This window comes from Paenibacillus sp. GD4 (assembly GCF_030846225.1).
GTDB lineage: Bacteria > Bacillota > Bacilli > Paenibacillales > NBRC-103111 > Paenibacillus_G > Paenibacillus_G silviterrae.
The window spans coordinates 4479497-4496559 of the sequence record NZ_JAVCYK010000001.1 but is presented as its reverse complement, the minus strand read 5'-3'; the positions used below and the strand labels follow the sequence as shown (position 1 = coordinate 4496559).

Annotated in this window: 8 protein-coding genes; 2 read left to right on the top strand and 6 right to left on the bottom strand. The window is 53.5% G+C overall.

Annotated features, from left to right (window positions below; translation table 11 throughout):
* Positions 1-26: 26 nt before the first annotated feature.
* A complete protein-coding gene (addA, locus tag RAC89_RS21230; protein WP_306615663.1) occupies positions 27-3935 on the bottom strand; it encodes a helicase-exonuclease AddAB subunit AddA in 3909 nt (1302 codons plus the stop codon).
* Complete coding sequence (gene addB, locus RAC89_RS21225; RefSeq protein ID WP_306615662.1) at positions 3932-7600, bottom strand: helicase-exonuclease AddAB subunit AddB; 3669 nt, start codon at positions 7598-7600, stop codon at positions 3932-3934. Before addB ends, addA begins: the two co-directional genes overlap by 4 nt.
* Before the next feature lie 367 nt (positions 7601-7967).
* Here addB and RAC89_RS21220 point away from each other — a divergent pair, with 367 nt between their 5' ends.
* Together RAC89_RS21220 and RAC89_RS21215 are read left to right on the top strand one after the other, a co-directional pair.
* The gene (locus RAC89_RS21220) at positions 7968-9728 is read left to right on the top strand and encodes an ABC transporter ATP-binding protein (RefSeq protein WP_373430033.1); all 1761 of its coding nucleotides are present in this window, start codon (positions 7968-7970) and stop codon (positions 9726-9728) included.
* A complete protein-coding gene (locus RAC89_RS21215) occupies positions 9712-11538 on the top strand; it encodes an ABC transporter ATP-binding protein (protein ID WP_306615660.1) in 1827 nt (608 codons plus the stop codon). Before RAC89_RS21220 ends, RAC89_RS21215 begins: the two co-directional genes overlap by 17 nt.
* A 47-nt stretch (positions 11539-11585) precedes the next feature.
* Here the strand turns inward: RAC89_RS21215 and RAC89_RS21210 are convergent, their stop codons facing one another.
* Genes RAC89_RS21210 through RAC89_RS21195 form a run of 4 tightly spaced genes read right to left on the bottom strand, consistent with a single transcriptional unit; the run spans position 11586 to position 16987 of the window.
* Positions 11586-11945: a response regulator gene (locus RAC89_RS21210; protein WP_306615659.1), complete on the bottom strand. Its 360-nt coding sequence runs from the start codon at positions 11943-11945 to the stop codon at positions 11586-11588.
* Positions 11946-11991: 46 nt separating this feature from the next.
* A complete protein-coding gene (locus RAC89_RS21205; protein WP_306615658.1) occupies positions 11992-13035 on the bottom strand; it encodes a protein-glutamate methylesterase/protein-glutamine glutaminase in 1044 nt (347 codons plus the stop codon).
* 35 nt (positions 13036-13070) lie between these two features.
* The gene (locus RAC89_RS21200) at positions 13071-13874 is read right to left on the bottom strand and encodes a CheR family methyltransferase (protein ID WP_306615657.1); all 804 of its coding nucleotides are present in this window, start codon (positions 13872-13874) and stop codon (positions 13071-13073) included.
* A 26-nt stretch (positions 13875-13900) separates the two neighbouring features.
* Entirely contained in the window at positions 13901-16987 is a 3087-nt protein-coding gene (locus RAC89_RS21195; protein ID WP_306615656.1) for a methyl-accepting chemotaxis protein, read from the bottom strand.
* Positions 16988-17063: the final 76 nt, after the last annotated feature.

Below are 17063 nucleotides of genomic sequence, written 5' to 3'. Positions count from 1 at the left end.
CACCTCTTCCTTTCCTTCCACCGCATTTACAATGGAACCACATGCGCCCCATCGAATAAAAAGATATATTTCGCCGCAACCGACCGCTTCCAGATCGTTTCCACCGCTCTCGCATACAGCTCAAGCTGCAGCCGGTATTTCTCGCCGACTGCGGCGGGAGAGCTTCCTTTGAGATGATCCGTCTTAAAATCAAGCAAAACAAGCCCGGCATCCTCTTCAAACAGGCAGTCTATCACCCCTTGAAGCATAATGATCTCATCGCCGAGCCGCTCCGAGTTCTTCAAGCTTTCCGCGCCGTAAACATCCTTGGCAGGCAGACCATAGCTGAAAGGAACCTCGCGATGCACCTTCGATGAGGCAAGGAGGCGTCTGCCGAGCTCGCTCTCGAAGAAGGAAACGATGACTGCCGGCTCCACCACGCCGGCTTGATCCTCCGTCAGCAGCTCGCGGGTCACCATTCCCGCGAGCACTTCGCGTACATCGGCCTCCGTCGGCGTCTTGGTCAGAGGCATCTGCTGCATGACGGCATGAAACACCGTTCCGCGCTCCGCCGCATTCAGCTTCGTTTGCTCCAGAAAACGAGGTCTGCGAACAATCGCCGGCCGATAGCCGGGACCTCCCGACCTTGCAGCATCGATGAGCCCGGATCCGGGCAGTGCCAGCCCCTCCTCCGTGAAGACGGCCTCCGCCGTTCCCTCGGACTCCGATAACAGCTCCATGAGTTTATGATGCTCAGACAGCCGCTTCAGCTCCGTGACCGATGTCTTGGCGAGCACCTTGGTCGCCTGCTCCTCCCGGTACTGCCAAGACAGCCTGCGCCATACCTCATGCTCCCAGCGCTCCGTCTCGCCTACCGGTTCCAGACGGAGGATGGTTTGCAGCCGCTCGTTGCTCCGCTCGATCGTTCCGGCGGCTTCCGCCATACCTGCGAATACTTCCGTCCCGATAATCTCGACGCGCCAGCGGGAGGGTTCATTCATCAGGAACGCTTGAGCCCGGTAACCGCAGCCCGCCGCATCGCGCAGCGGCTTCCCATCGGGATGACGGAAGACGGCCGGGCCGATCCAGTCCAAGTAACAGCGTGCGGATGCGAGCGCATCATCGGGCAGCTCCTGCCGGTCATGATCAACGAAGCGCAGCCAGGACCGGAGCGTTTTGTCCAGCCCCTTTACCGAGCCGATCAAGTAAAGCTTCTCTCTCGCACGGGTCAATGCCACATACAGCACGCGCATCTCCTCTGCAAGCAGCTCCAGCTTCATCTTGCGCTGGATGGCAAGCCACGGTAGCGACGGATAGCTGACCCGGGTATCCAAATCCATATATTTCGGCCCGAAGCCGAGCTCCTTGTGCAGCAGGAAGGCGTCCGTCAAGTCGCGGCTGTTGAACTGCTTGGCCAGTCCGGCCACGAAAACGACCGGAAATTCCAACCCTTTGCTCTTATGGATCGTCATGATCCTTACGACATCCTCCTGCTCACCAAGCGCCCGAGCCGTCCCCAAATCGCTCCCTCCCGCCTGCATCCGTTCCACGAAGCGAAGAAAGCGGAACAAACCCCGGAACGAGGTTGCCTCATACTGCCGCGCCCGGTCATAAAACGCCCGCAAGTTGGCTTGCCGCTGCTGCCCTCCCGGAAGTCCCCCGACAAAGTCGAAATACCCGGTAGAGCGGTAAATGCCCCATATTAAATCGGCGAGCGGACCTTGCTGTGCCTCTCTTCGCCACTCCGCCAGCTGAACGAGGAAAGCGGCAAGCTTCTCCCGCAGCTCCGAATCCACCGGTCCGTCGTCCTCAGCGCTCCCGGCATAAGCACGCACCGCATCGTAGAAGGCGCCTTGCCTGCTTCGAATCCTTACCTTGGCCAGCTGCTCGGCGCTCAAACCGACGATGGGAGAGCGCAGCACCCCGGCAAGCGGGATATCCTGATAAGGGTTATCCACAATTTTGAGCAAGGACATCAGCACCTGCACTTCAATTGCGGTAAAATACCCGGTACTCAGCTCGGCATACGCAGGAATTCCCTGGGCTGCCAGCTCCTCAATCAGCACGGGAGCCCATGCTTGCGTCGCCCGAAGAAGAATGACCATATCCCGGTATGTGATATCGCGCATTCCCTTGACGGACTTATCAAATACCTGAAACGGCCGGTCCCCGTCCATCCCCAGAAGCCGGCGAATGTTCAGCGCAATCGTACGCGCTTCGAGCTGTACGACCGCCAGCTCCTTCGCTTCTTCCTCGAGACTCGGTCCTTCATCCGCAGGCGAATCCTCCGCCTCCTCAGACCAAACCGCAGACTCCTCTTGAACGTTTGTAGCATTCGAACGGTCAATCAGCAGGAGCTCAACGGCCAGCTTATTGTCCGATCCGCTCTCTTCCGGATAGCTTGCTCCGCATACCAGCTCCGCCGCCCGGTCATAGGCAATCTCACCGACGGTTTCATTCATCACCTGACGGAATATATAGTTCGTTCCGTCAACAACCTGCCTGCGGCTGCGAAAGTTACGCGCCAAATCGATTCTCTGGCCCGGTTCCGTTCCGCCCGGAACATAGCTTTTATACTTCTCCTGAAATAATCCCGGCTCGGCTAGCCGGAACCGGTAAATGCTCTGCTTCACATCGCCGACCATGAAACGGTTCCCGGGAGCCGCGCGGGAAATCAGCTCTACAATAGCCTCTTGCACCCGATTTGTATCCTGATATTCGTCCAGCAAAACCTCCACAAACTGTTCCCTGTAGTCTTGCGCCGCTTGGGAAGGAAGCAGCTCCCCGGGAGAAGCCTCCGCTGAACGAAGTATTTGAAGGCAGTAATGCTCCAAATCGGCAAAGTCCACCAAACCCTTCGCCGATTTCGCCTTCCGGTATCTCTCCCCGAATTCAATGACCAGCTCGACCAGCTTATTCATCAATGGAGCCATTGCGAGAAGCTCTTCTCCGTGCTCCCGAGGCGTTCTGCCGAACAGCTCCTCCTTGATGGCGCCGAGCCGTTCCTTCACTTCATTGCGAAGATCCTTAACCTGCTCCTGAAGCTCTTTATCATAATCGCCCTTGCACGGCTTCAGCTTTCCGAAGCCCGCTCCCTGGAAGGCGTTATAGAGCAGCTCCCATCGATGCTCTCCGGAAACCATCTCCAGCAAATATTCGATAACAGCCGTGTCATCCTCGAGGTTACCCGAATATGGCTCCGGTCCGCCAGGCTGCTTCGTCACGCGAACCGCTTCCTGAAGAACGGCAAGCATGCCCTCCAGCTCCAGCTTGACGGATGCCCGGAGGCTCGGAAGCCACGGACTTTCCTCTTCATTCCAGCCTTGCGTGAATTGCCCTGCCATATCCCGAAGCCATTCATCCGGGAACGGATGACTTCGCGAATAATCGTAAAGCCTTTGAATGAGCTGAAACAGCGCTTCGTCGCTCTTGTCTCCGTTAAACCAATCGGCAAGCCGCCAGAAGGCATCCCCCTCGGCAGACTCTCCGTACTGCTCCTCCAGCAGCTCTTCCAGCAAATCCTGACGCATCAGTGCACTCTCGGTCTCGTTCGCTATGCGGAAGCCGGGGTCCAGTCCAATAAGCTGGTAGTACCGGCCGATCACCTCAAGGCAAAAGGAGTGCAGCGTGGTAATGGAGGCTCTATGGATCAGAGCAAGCTGCCGCCGCAAATGATCGGAGCCCTGATTCGCCGCCAGCGCTTTCTCGAGCGCTTCGCTAATCCGGTGCCGCATTTCTGCGGCAGCCGCCTTCGTGAAGGTAGCAACAAGCAGCCGGTCTACATCGATCGGATTTCGCTCATCCGATATGCGTCGGATAATCCGCTCTACGAGTACCGCCGTTTTGCCTGAACCGGCTGCTGCGGCCACCAGCATGGAATGCCCGCCGAGGGTAATCGCGTCCCACTGGTCGTCCGTCCAGGAGCTTCCCTCCGGCTTCGGTATTCTATCGATCACGGTGCATCTCCTCCTTCCTTCGCTCGGTCCTCATCTTCTATTGTCACTTGAAGCGCGGCAAGCTTGTCCTCCGCTCTTCCCGCCGGCCGGAATCGAGGTGACGATGGGATCGGCTTCACCTGACCGGCGGCAGGGGATTCCATCAGCTCCCATACCCGGTCCTTTCCAAGCATCGGCAGCTGACGATGAGCATTGCCTTCGAACTGTGTGTCAAACTGGCACACCGGGCGATAGGAGCAGCCGTTGCAGGCTGCCGATGGCCCCATGCGGTAAGGGGCGATATCGATTCGGCCTTCCGTTATGGAGGTCCCGATGCTTTGAATGGTTTTTTTCACATAGCTTCGAACCGTATTCCACTGCGCCTCCGTTGCCACCGAGGAGGTCTTGTAAAAGGTTCCGTCCGTCTTGAGCGCCGCTGGCAAAATTTCCGAATAGCCGCTGGAGCTTGCCAGCCCGTTATCCATGAGCTTGACGATCTCGGCATCGGCCCGAAGCAAGCCCTTCATTTTGAAGCGCTTCTTGACCTCCTTCTCCACCGCCTCGGCCTCCAGCCGGTTCTTCTGATTCAGCACGGGATTATGTACATGGAAGTACAAGACGCCGGCAGGCTCCGCTTCCTTGCCAAGCCAGATCGGCGCATGAGTCAGAACAACGTCCAGGTAAGCCAGCATCTGCAGAGATAAGCCGTGATAAACCTCAGCAAGATTCAGAGCCTTAGAGCTCGACTTGTAATCGATCACCCTCAGCAGCGTGCCCCGTTCCGTATCCGCGCGGTCAATGCGGTCGATCCGGCCGCGGAGCTCCATCTTGACTCCGCCGGGAAGCTCGTATTCCAATGGCGGAATCGGCTGCCCCTTGCCGAAGCCGACCTCAAGCCCAATCGGGCGGAATTGTCCGCGCCGCTCATGCTCTCCGAGGATGGCTGCGGCTTTGCCGATGACCTGCTTCAGCTTTCGAGCGATATAATGGTACCTCTTCGAGCTCAGCAGAATTTCACCCTGAAGCCTCGGTGCGAGCATGTCGATGACTAAGGCTGCCCGCTCCTCGCACTCGCGTGCAGACAATCCGCCCCAATCGACCCCTTCCTGCAGCACCTGCTCTGCGAAGCCGCTCAGCGCAGAATGGAACAGCTGCCCGATATCCGGAGCCTCCAGCCGGAACAGCTGCCTCTCCTTAAGGCGCAAGCCGTGAGAAACAAATTGGGAGAACGGACACTGCACGAACCGTTCCATACGGGAAACGCTCGTCTCGATGGTTTCCCCATACAGCTCCCGGCTTGTTTCCTCGCGAAGAGGCGCCTCTTCGTTCGTATATAGCAGCGACTGTAACAGCCGGGATAATCTTCCGCTATATTCCGGCTGACGGGCAAACCAATTGTAAACCGACCACCATACCTCGTTCACTTGCTCTCCATACATCCAACGCTTCAGCTGCATAATTAATAGGCTAAGCGCTTTGTCCGGATGGGCGACATAGCTTAAGTGCTCCGTAAGGCTGTCTTCTTCACCCGGCTCGATGACCAGCAGCCTTTCCTTTACCGCAGGAAACATTCGCTTGATCTGCCGGATCACATCCGACGGAAGGAGGGTCTTCCCTTCCTCGTCCGCCAGCGGGTAGCTAAGCCAAAGCCCGTGGGAGGGCGTGCAGAAGGCGCAATACATTAAGAACGGCTCATCGAGCAAACGGCGCCGGCTGCTTTCGGCCAGCATCAGCCCTGAGGCTGCCAGCAGCTCCCGCTCCTGCTCGGAGACGACCCCGTTCTCCGTAATTTTGGCCGGCATCACGCCTTCATTTACTCCCAGCACAAACATGATCTTGACTTGCCCCGACCGGGTACGATCCATGCTGCCGACCAGTACTTGATCCAGGGTCGGCGGAACGAGCCCCAGCTTCATGCTCTCCATGCCGGTTTCCACCAGCCGGGCGAACACCTCTGTGGACAACGATTCCTCCCCCATCAGCTCGACCAGCTGATCCAGCATGTCCATTACACGATCCCACACTTGAGCGTGCTCTCTCGCCTTCTCGGGCTTTCCTTGGCGAAGCGCCTCCTGGCTCCAGGCCTCCAGTCTTTCCGGTACCTGAAGCGTCACCAAAAGCTCGTAAAGCGCCTCTACGCGGTCCCTTACGCGCTTGCTCGTCTTCATCTTCTCCTGCATTCGCAGCAGCGGTCCCGTCACCCGCCTCCGGCAGGCATTGATTTTGCGTAAAAAGGCTTCCTCTCCCGCGCTTCCTTTCGTACCGTCAGAATCCAGGTCAGCTCGCAAGGAATACGTCCAATCGTCCGGGGACAGCCATTTGGAGCCCTGAATCCCGAAGGCCAGCACATAGTTCTCCAGCTGATCCATCGCATGACGGTCGATAATGACCTCCTCCGAAGTATCCTTGCCGAGAGGCAGGAAGAAATCCGTTTTGACACATCGAAATACAGCATCATACTTCCAGTACAGCTGAATGACCTCCAGAGAGGAACGGATCAGCTCAACGACCGGATGATGCATTACGGTGCGCTTCTGATCGAAAAAATGAGGAATTCCATAATCCTGAAACGTGCCGGCCAGGAGATCCCCATAAGCTTCAATATTTCTAACCGAGACCGCAATATCGCGATAACGCAGCCCGTCCTCCCTCACCAGCCGGACGATATCCCTCGCTACACTTTCCGCCTCAGCCCGGCGGCTTACCGCTGCAGACAATCGAACAGGGAAAGGCTTGCTACGCTCCTCGAAAGAGGCTGAGTAGGGCCGTTTCACTCGCTGCTCCCACGCCGTCTCCAAATACGCCAGCGCAGGACTGTCGGCGAACCTCGCAGGGGGCTCAGAGTCGAGAAGAACGGAAGATTCCATTCGAGTTCCCAGCTCCTGCAATCTCGCATGCAGGTTCATCATGGTGCGTGCCGTCGGATGGAACAGATCGAGCTCATGGGGTTCCTCTCCGTCCCGGTACTCTCGGTTTAAGCACAGCGTCAGCGATACATTCTCGCAATGGACCGCCAGCTGCTCCACCACCGTCATCTCCTGGGGCGTAAAGCCGTGGAAGCCGTCGATCCAGCACTCCGCACCAAGTACGTATGATGAATCCTTCAGCTGCCTGGCCAGCAGCGCCAGGTAATCCTCTCCATCGAGATATTGCCTTGACAGCTGCCGCTCGAATTCACCGTATACCAATTGGAGATCGTGCAGCTTGTCTCTCAAATGCCTGCCGCCGAGGCCCTCCCTTGTCTCCTGCTGCTCTATGTACTGCTTCAACCCGTCTGACGTGACACAATACCTCTTGAATTCCGTCAACAGCTGATTCAGGTTATCCAGAAAGCCCATCTGGTCGGCTGAAGCGTCGAATAATCGTAAACGGTCCTTCTGTTTATGTAAAATGCTGTGAAGCAGCAGCTTTTTGCCGGTTTCATCGATAGGCAGTCTTGCGGTGCCCCCGACCTCCTGCATGACCCGCCAGGCAAGCCTGCGGAAGCTGAGCACCTGTGCCCTTAGCGTGCCGCCAAGCTCCGGAGATTGGATCAAAGCATACTCCGCTTGCGACGTGGCCTGCTCCGGCACAAGCCAGATCAGCGGACGCCCGTCCGGCCGCTCCGCCAGCCTCCGTTTAATTTCCTGCAGGCACCATGTCGTCTTCCCGCTGCCTGCCCTTCCGAGCACGAATCGAAACGCCACCGTTTGTCCCCTCCATCGTCCATTCTATCATTCTATTATTCTATCAAATTTCCATAAGGAAAGCGAAGGTATGTTCTGGTTGGAGCGGCTGGTTTTTGTTTCCGCAAATATCTTTTTTGGATTTTGCACAAAAAGAATGATTATTTTGCGCTTGACTGGTCTAATTTTGTTTCCGTCTATAAACCACAGGAATCCGAAGGGATCGGAAGCATTCGTAAGGTTAATCTGACGTACACGCGTTTTGAAGGGAAATGAGGGGAAATATCCGTGTATTGGTGGGTGAGCCCGGATGATATGATAAGCAGGTCGAAGTATAATATGTGGTTGAGACGGCGATTTGGATATTACAACTAAAAACAGGATGTGGATGCCATTGAAGGACATACGTTTACTTAAGGATTATCTAAAGGCCCACTGGTATGTTTACTTGTTCGCCGTGCTTTGTATTTCGGCGGCCAACATTACGCAAGCTTATTACCCGAAGGTGCTCGGAAATTTCACGGATGATTTGCAGCAGAGCGGGATTACCGCATCATCCATTCGCAATTACAGTCTGCTGCTGCTTGCCATCGGTCTGACCTATGGAATCTTGGGCGGAATCGGGCAGTACGTTGTAATGAGAATGGGCAGATTGTTTGAATTTGTTACCCGAAAAAAATTGTTTGCCCACTTCACAACGCTAAGTGAAAGCTATTATTCCAAAAATGGTGTCGGCAAGCTGCTCAGCTATGTGATGAACGATGTGACGTCGGTCAGAGAATCGATTTCGCAAGGAATCAACCACACGACCAATGCAGTCATTATTATTTTATCCGTAATTGTCATGATGATCTTAAGCTCAATTCCGCTTTATTTAATCATGATTTGTATATTGCCGATGCTAGCCATTCCTTGGGCGGTGGTTTACTTCGGCCCGAGAATACGCGACCGTTCCAAAAAGGTGCAGGAGGCGCTCGCCGGTATGACTGAATCGGCAGAAGAGCAATTCGGAGGCATCCGCGTAACCAAGAAGTTCGCTGTAGAATCCGTCATGCGAGCCAAATTCGGCCAAACGGTCGACCGCATCCTTGACAATCAGGTTAGACTGGTGAGAATCTCCTCCCTGTTTCAGGCGCTGCTGCCGTTTTTGGGAGCGCTGTCTCTGATTCTCTCCCTCGCCGTAGGCGGATACTTAACCGCACACAAGCATATTACTCTAGGCAACTTCGTATCTTTAACGTTATACATGCGGATGATCGTCAACCCGCTGCAGCAAATTGGAAACGTCATCAATACGATGCAGCGCTCTCGCGCCTCTCTGGAGCGACTCAATGCTCTTCTTTCTCTGAAGCCCGAGGTTGCGGAAGCAGCCCATGCTTTGCCGATGGATTCTGACGCTGTTTCTATCCGCGTGAAAGGTTTAACGTTTGCATACCCGGAATCAAGCAAGCCTTCGCTTCGGGACATCAGTCTCACCCTTCCCGCAGGGAAAACCTTAGGCATCATCGGCAAAACGGGAAGCGGCAAAACGACGCTCGTCAAGCTGCTGCTTCGGATCTATAATCCGCCCAAGGGCACCATATGGCTGGGTAACGAAGACATCCATGACGTGACACTGGAAAGCTTGCGGTGCAATATTGCTTACGTGCCTCAGGACGGCTTTCTGTTTAGCACCACCATCCGTGACAATATTGCCTTTCATAACAGAGACACGGCTTTTGAACATGTGGAGCAAGCCGCAAGGCGCGCGCAAATTTATGACAACATCGTTGATTTTCCCGAGGCTTTCGAGACGAAGCTCGGCGAAAGAGGGATTACGCTGTCTGGCGGACAAAGACAGAGAACGTCCCTTGCCCGCGGCTTTATTAAGGACGCGCCCGTGCTAATATTGGACGATAGCGTCAGTGCCGTTGATGCCGTAACGGAAACAAAAATCATTGATAATATTCGTCTTGGACGAAAAGGAAAGACAACGATTATTATCGCTCATCGGATCAGCGCATTGAAGCACGCCGATGAAATTATCGTATTGGATGAGGGACGCATCGTTCAGCGGGGAACCCATCAACAGCTGCTCGCTGAGGATGGTCTGTATGCCTCTCTTTATTCCATTCAGGAGGAGGGGACACGGTATGCCGAAGGAAGCTAACGGCGGTAAGCAGGAGGAAGAAATCAACGCGTCCTATCACGTCAGCCCTGAGCAGCGCCGCCAGGCCTTTCGAGCTATGCTATCCTACATCGTACCGCACCGAAGCAAATTTGTAACCGTGTTTTGCTTTACCTTTCTGGCCATCGCGGCGGATCTGCTTCAGCCCTATCTCGTGAAGATTGCCATCGACGACAATTTGGCCATAGGCAAGAACGATATGGGGATGCTGCTGGTGATCTGCGGCATATACCTTGCACTTTCCTTGCTGGGTCTCACTTTTACTTATTTGCAAAACAATTTGCTTCAATTTACGGGGCAGAGCATCGTCGCCCGAATTCGCAAAGAGCTGTTCGAGCATATCACCAAGCTGCAAATGTCGTTTTTCGACCGTTTTCAAAGCGGCAGTCTTGTCACTCACGTCTCCAGCGATACCGAGACGTTAAACCAATTTTTTACCCAAGTGTTCCTCAGCATGATTCGTGACGGTCTGACGCTGATCTTTATCATCGCATTAATGTTTCATCTTGATCCTACGCTGGCTGCTTACAGCATGATCATTCTTCCGATTATTGCAGGGATCGCGATCGGTTTCCGCAGCTACATTCGTAAAACCTATCAGCTTGCACGAACCCATTTATCCAGACTGATCGCGTTCGTAGCGGAGAATTTGGCCGGGATGAATCTGATTCAAGCGTTTCACCAGGAAAAAGAACAGAACCAGCGATTCACCGGGCGCAACGAAACGTATTTCCGCGCGAACCTTCGCGAGGTCCGTACGAATGTCCTGTTTAACCGCTCCTTTGACTTGCTCGGCAATATGGCTGTAGCGTTCCTGGTGTATGTTGGAGGCCTGGCGGTATTTAACAAAAGCATCGAGTTTGGCGTTCTTTATGCCTTTATCACTTATATACGCCAGTTTTTCCAGCCGATCAACAATATTACCCAGCAGTGGAACACCCTGCAATCCACGATTGTTTCTATGGACCGGCTCTGGAGAATTTTTTCTCTCAAGCCTGAGATTACGGATACAGAGAAGCCTGTCCCGATCGATTTGTCCGCCGTGAAGGGGCGTATCGATTACAACCATATCCAGTTCGGGTATTCGGAGGACAGCACGGTGATCGAAGATTTGGACCTGCACATACGCCCTGGGGAAATGGTTGGCATTGTCGGTACAACCGGTGCGGGCAAGAGCTCATTGATGAGCCTGCTATGCCGCTTCTATGATGTTCGGGAAGGCAGCATCCTTGTGGACGGAACGGATATTCGAGACATCCCGCAGGCTGTTCTGCACCGCATGATCGGTCTCGTGCAGCAAGAGCCTTACTTATTCTCGGGATCGATCATCGATAATGTGAGACTCTTTGACGAAAGCATTTCAAGGGAAAAGGTTATCGAGGCATGCCGCTTCGTCGGAGCAGACGTATTGATCGAAAGGCTGAAGGATGGCTATGATACGCGCCTATCGGAGCGCGGCAGCGGATTATCCGCCGGAGAAAGGCAGATGATCTCCTTTGCCAGAATCGTCGTGTTCGAGCCCAAAATCCTGATCCTCGACGAAGCTACCGCCAATCTGGATTCACATACGGAGCAGCTGGTACAATCGGCGCTTCAGGTGGTATCCCAAGGACGAACCACGATGGTCATCGCCCATCGTCTTTCCACCATTATGCAAGCGGATCGAATTATCGTAATGCGTCAGGGCCGTATTGTAGAAGAGGGAACGCATCGGCAGCTTCTCGATAAACAAGGGTACTATGAGCAGTTATACCGGCATTCGCAGGGCAAAGCGAGCTTAGGAGTAGGCTGATTGCAAAAAAAACGACACGGGGCATTTCCTCCCGTGTCGGAACCTTTTCAGCTGGAGACTGCCGCTACTGCAGCAAGCACCCGATCCTGCTGAAAGGGCTTCACTATGAAATCTTTAGCACCTGCCTGAATTGCTTGAACAACCATCGCTTGCTGCCCCATGGCCGAACACATAACCACTTTCGCTTCGGGGTCATGGTGGCGAATACTTTTCAGTGCTTCAATGCCTTCCATTTCAGGCATCGTAATATCCATTGTAACGACATCTGGCTTTAACGAGATATATTTCTCAATTGCGTCCTTCCCATTCACCGCTTCCCCTACGACGTCATGCCCGCCATTCACAAGAATTTGCCACAGCATCTTCCTCATAAAGGCCGCATCGTCCACAACTAAAATTCTTGACATCGTTGCCCCCGCCCCTCACTGCTTTTCTTAGTTGTACCCTGCCATGTTACACAAATGAAATGATTTGCTGGTACATATGCCCAAGCAATGCCTGGCGATCGGCCAGGCCGGCTTCATAGACAGCCTTAGGCATCCCGTATACGATGCAGGATTGTTCCGCTTCCACAAGAACCCGGCCTCCGTTAAGCTTCACTTCCTTGCACCCGATCAGACCGTCGACCCCCATTCCCGTAAGAACGACAGCCAATAAACGATTACCATAAATGACGGCAGCCGATTGCAGGGTTACATCAACCGAAGGTTTATACAAAGCGTTATAAGATTCGCTGCTTAACACGCGGAGGATAACCCGCCCCCCTGCTTTTTGGAATATCGTGTGATACCCAGCGGGACAAATATGGATGACGCCGGGTGTAATCATATCCCCATCCTCCGCTTCCTTCACCTGCAAGCTGCAGATCGTGTCGAAACGATCTGCCAAAGGTTTGGTGAAACCCGGAGGCATATGCTGAACGACCACGATTCCCGCTGGAAAATCACTTGAGAATCGCGGAAGGATGGACTGAAGAGCCGACGGGCCTCCGGTCGAGCAGCCGATTACAAGCAAATCCGTCTTCGAACCGGAATCATGATAGGGAACCGGAAATGGCTCCTCTTTGGCAATGCCGCTCCCCGCCGCATGAATGTTCTTCGCATTGGCTGCCGCTTTCACTCGCGCCAAAAAGTCCGTTAGAACGGGCTGGTCCATCGGATCCTTCATCAAGTCGGACTTAAGGAAAAAGTCGACGGCCCCCAGCTCCAAAGCGCGCAAAGAAGCTTCCGTTCCTTCACTGGTATGTGTACTGAGCATAACGACGGGAACAGGATCGGATTTCATGATTTCATGCAAAGCCGAAAGTCCGTCCATTTCAGGCATCTCGATATCCATGGTCACCACGTCGGGCCGAAACCTGTGGATCTTCTCCAACGCTTCTATCCCGTTGCGTGCGATTCCTACGATAAAAAAATCAGGATCCTTATCGAAAATAAGACTGATCGCTCTTCTCATAAAGGCGGAATCGTCCACAATTAAAACGCCGTATTGCTTCACGATCTCTCCCCCCTCTCCCTACAAACAGGTTTTAGTTAAATAATGCGGCGGGTTGAACCTTCTTTTTTGCGATAATAATAGGTATTCGGAGCATTCACGGTTTCAAAATCGGTATTGATTCCCAGAATCGTCTCGGCATGTCCTAGAAACAAGTAGCCTCCGGGGTTTAAACGGTCGTAAAAATGGCCGATGATGCGTCTGGTCGTTTCTTCATCAAAATAAATCAAGACGTTGCGGCAAAAGATGATATCCACACGTTCCATCTTTCCTATATCCTGCACCAAATTTAAAGGGCGAAATTCCACCTGATTGCGAATCCGCTCATTTACTTGATACTTGTCACCTTCCAAATGAAAGTATGAATTCAACATTTCGGAAGAGGTTCTTCGAAAGCATAAGGATTGCTTCGGATAACAGCCTTGCCGCGCGAACTGCAGCACCTTACGGTTGATATCCGTCCCCGTAATGGATACCCGTTCGAGCGGAATATGTCCTTGCTCAGCTATCATCATGGCGATCGAATAAGGCTCTTCGCCCGTCGAGCAAGCTGCACTCCAAATGCGAATACGCGGCCTTTGCTTCCATTCCGGTAAAATCACGTTACAAAGCTCGTTCAGCTGAGCCTCCTCGCGAAAAAAGTAGGTCTCGTTAATCGTGATACACTCTACCAGAGGAACCCATTCCTCTTTATGACGGTTAATGTATTCCATGTATTCCGGCAAAGTGATGCCGAGCTCACAGAGCCTTCTGGCTACTTTGGATTCCAGAAGCAACAGGTTATCCATATAATTGATTCCGCAATGGGCATGAATCCATTCCGACAGTATTCTTAAGCTCATGCTATGCATCGTATCCCCCCATATGCTTAAGAGGATTTCAGTACGGACAGCGTATTATAAATCTTAGCGGACTGATCGGCCAGCTCGGCGGTTACCGATACCGTACGCTGCACGTCGTTAATGTTTTGCAGAACGATGCGCTCCGTTGACGAAATCGTTTTTTCCAGCTTCGCCATCTCCACGACTTGGGTTTTCGTATACTCGGTAATTTCCAGAGCTTGGCCAGCAATGCTCTCCACCGCGCGAACGATTTCTTTACCGTGCTTTGCTTGCTCAACGGTAGCTGCTGTTATTTGACGCACCTGCTCACGGGCTTGAACGACGCCCTGTACCACTTCTTCCGCTCCGACAGCCTGCTCCTTGCTTGCTTGAGTGACGAGTGCCGCTTGCTTCGTAACATTCTCAACCGCGCTTACGATTAGCTTGCCTTGCTTAGCTTGTTCCGCCATAGCGACCGTAATCTGGCGCACCTGCTCGCGGGCGTTCCCGATTCCCTGTATGATTTCCTCTGCACCTACAGCCTGTTCCTTCGCTGCTTGAGTGACAAGTGCCGCTTGCTTCGTAACATTCTCAACGGCTCTAACAATTTCCTTCCCTTGTTTGGCTTGCTCCCCGGTAGCAACGGTCACCTGGCGAACTTGCTCACGCGCGTTCCCGATCCCTGCAATGACTTCCTCTGCGTTTCCAGCTTGTTCCTTTACAGCTTGTGTAACCAACGCCGCTTGCTCGGATACATTCTCTACCGCACGGATCATATCTTGTCCTTGCTTTGCCTGTTCTCCGGTAGCAGCGGTAATCTGGCGCACTTGCTCACGCGCATTAATGATTCCCTTGATGATTTCCTCGGTTCCAATGGCTTGCTCTTTTGTTGCCTGAGTGACTAAGGCCGCTTGCCGGGTTACGTTCTCCACGGCATTTACGATTTGTTTTCCTTGGTTCGCCTGTTCACCTGTAGCGACAGTAATTTGACGAACCTGCTCGCGGGCGTTTCCAATTCCTTGAATGATCTCCTCCACCCCGATAGCCTGTTCTCTCGTCGCATAAGTCACAAGCTCGGCTTGCTTCGTAACATTCTCAACGGAACGGACGATATCCTTACCTTGTCTTGCCTGCTCGACGGTGGCGGAACTGACCTGGCGCACCTGTTCGCGCGCATTACCGACCCCTTTAACGATTTCATCGATGCCTAACGCCTGCTCTTTCGTTGCTTGAGTCACCATTTCCGCCTGGCTCGTCACCACGGCTACCGCCTTAACGATTTCCTCGCTGCCTTTGGATTGCTCGATGGTGGCTGTCGTAATTTGTCTGATTTCCTTTGTAATGCTTTCGATTCCGGCAACGATCTGTTCAATGGAATTTCCAGCTTCATCTGCCAGACGATTGCCTTGCTCTACCTTTTCCGTACCGATCTGGATTGCCCTGATTGCATCCGCAGTCTCTCCTTGAATACCTTTGATCAGTTGGGCAATTTCCTTCGTTGCCTTTGCGCTTCGCTCAGCGAGCTTCCTGACCTCGTCCGCTACAACAGCGAATCCTTTACCATGCTCACCGGCTCTAGCGGCTTCGATGGCGGCATTTAGAGCAAGCAAATTGGTCTGCTCGGCAATATCGTCAATGACTTCAATGATGCTTCCGATTTCTTCGGAGCTCTTTCCTAGACTAGTCATCACCCCGGAGGCACGATGCACCACTTCCGCAATTTCTTTCATTCCTGTAAGAGATTGGGCAACTGCATTCTTCCCGCTCCTGGCGTCCGCTTGTACCTTTTCCGTCAGCGCATTGACATTTTGCGCATTCCCCGCCACTTGTTCAATGGAAGCCGCCATTTGCTGAATGGAAGCAGACGTCTCGTTCGCAGACCTCTGCAATTGATCGGCATTGACCGCCACTCCTCTAACGGATTTGCCCATCTGCTCGATGGAAGCCGAGATTTGCTCCACAGAGCTTGCGGTACTTTCCGCATTCCCCGCTACCTGCTGAATCGACACGACCAGCTCTTGAATCGCCGAGGTCGACTCCTGGGCCGAGGCGGTAAGACTCTCCGCATTGTTCGCAACTCCCTTAATCGAATTGCCCATTTGTTCAATCGAAGCCGATATTTGCTCCACCGAGCCTGCCGTGCTCCCACTGTTCCCCGCAACCTGCTGGATGGACGCTACCATCTCCTGAATCGCCGCCGCCGTCTCTTCGGCAGAAGCGGTTAGGCTCTCGGCATTGACTGCGACCCCCTTGATCGATTGACCCATCTCTTCAATGGAAGCGGATATTTCTTCCACGGAGCTTGCCGTGCTCAAGCTGTTCCCCGCCACCTGCTGAATGGAAACAACCATCTCTTGAATCGCTGCAGCGGTTTCCTGCGCAGAGGCGGTAAGAGTCTCGGCGTTGCCGGCAACCCCCTTAATGGATGTGCCCATCAGTTCAATCGATACGGATATTTGCTCCACTGAGCCTGCTGTACTCTCAGCATTGCCGGCTACCTGCTGGATGGAGGCTACCATTTCTTGGACGGCTGCGGCCGTTTCTTCCGCCGAAGCCGTTAAGCTCTCCGCGTTGCCGGCTACGCCCTTGATAGATTTGCCCATTTCCTCAATAGAAGCCGATATTTGCTCCACAGAGCTGGCCGTGCTTTCCGCATTTCCCGCTACCTGCTGGATGGACGCAACCGTCTCTTGAATAGCCGCGGCCGTTTCCTCCGCTGAAGCCGTCAAGCTTTCCGCGTTGCTTGCTACGCCCTTGATCGACCTGCTCATTTCTTCAATGGACGCCGATATTTGCTCGACGGAACGGGTTGTGCTTTCGCCGTTACCTGCCACCTGCTGGACTGACGCTACCATTTCCTGAATCGCTTCCGATGTATCTTTAGCGGAAGAAGTCAGGTTCTCGGCATTACTGCTTACACTTGTAATGGAACCGCCCAGCTCTTTAATAATCCGGGAGCTTGACTCGACCGCAGCTGTTTGTTCGTTGGTTCCTTCCGAAATTTGCCTGGTTACTCCTGACAAATCTTTCAGCTTTTGTTCCAGACGCTGTGAATCCGAAACAGATTGTTTAATCGCATGAGTAATGCCTGTGTCATTCATAAATTTGCGTGCCAATTTTTCGCTAAAGCTCATAGGGAACCCTCCAATAGTTAGGTAAATGGTATTTTTCAATATGATTTTGCCGCGAAGGCTGAAGCTCCCTATCTGG

Bases quoted from the DNA above. Each gene is read 5' to 3' on its own strand.
- RAC89_RS21220 (WP_373430033.1), top strand. From the start codon at position 7,968: ATGCCATTGAAGGACATACGTTTACTTAAGGATTATCTAAAGGCCCAC.
- RAC89_RS21215 (WP_306615660.1), top strand. From the start codon at position 9,712: ATGCCGAAGGAAGCTAACGGCGGTAAGCAGGAGGAAGAAATCAACGCG.
- RAC89_RS21210 (WP_306615659.1), bottom strand. From the start codon at position 11,945: ATGTCAAGAATTTTAGTTGTGGACGATGCGGCCTTTATGAGGAAGATG.
- RAC89_RS21200 (WP_306615657.1), bottom strand. From the start codon at position 13,874: ATGAGCTTAAGAATACTGTCGGAATGGATTCATGCCCATTGCGGAATC.
- RAC89_RS21195 (WP_306615656.1), bottom strand. From the start codon at position 16,987: ATGAGCTTTAGCGAAAAATTGGCACGCAAATTTATGAATGACACAGGC.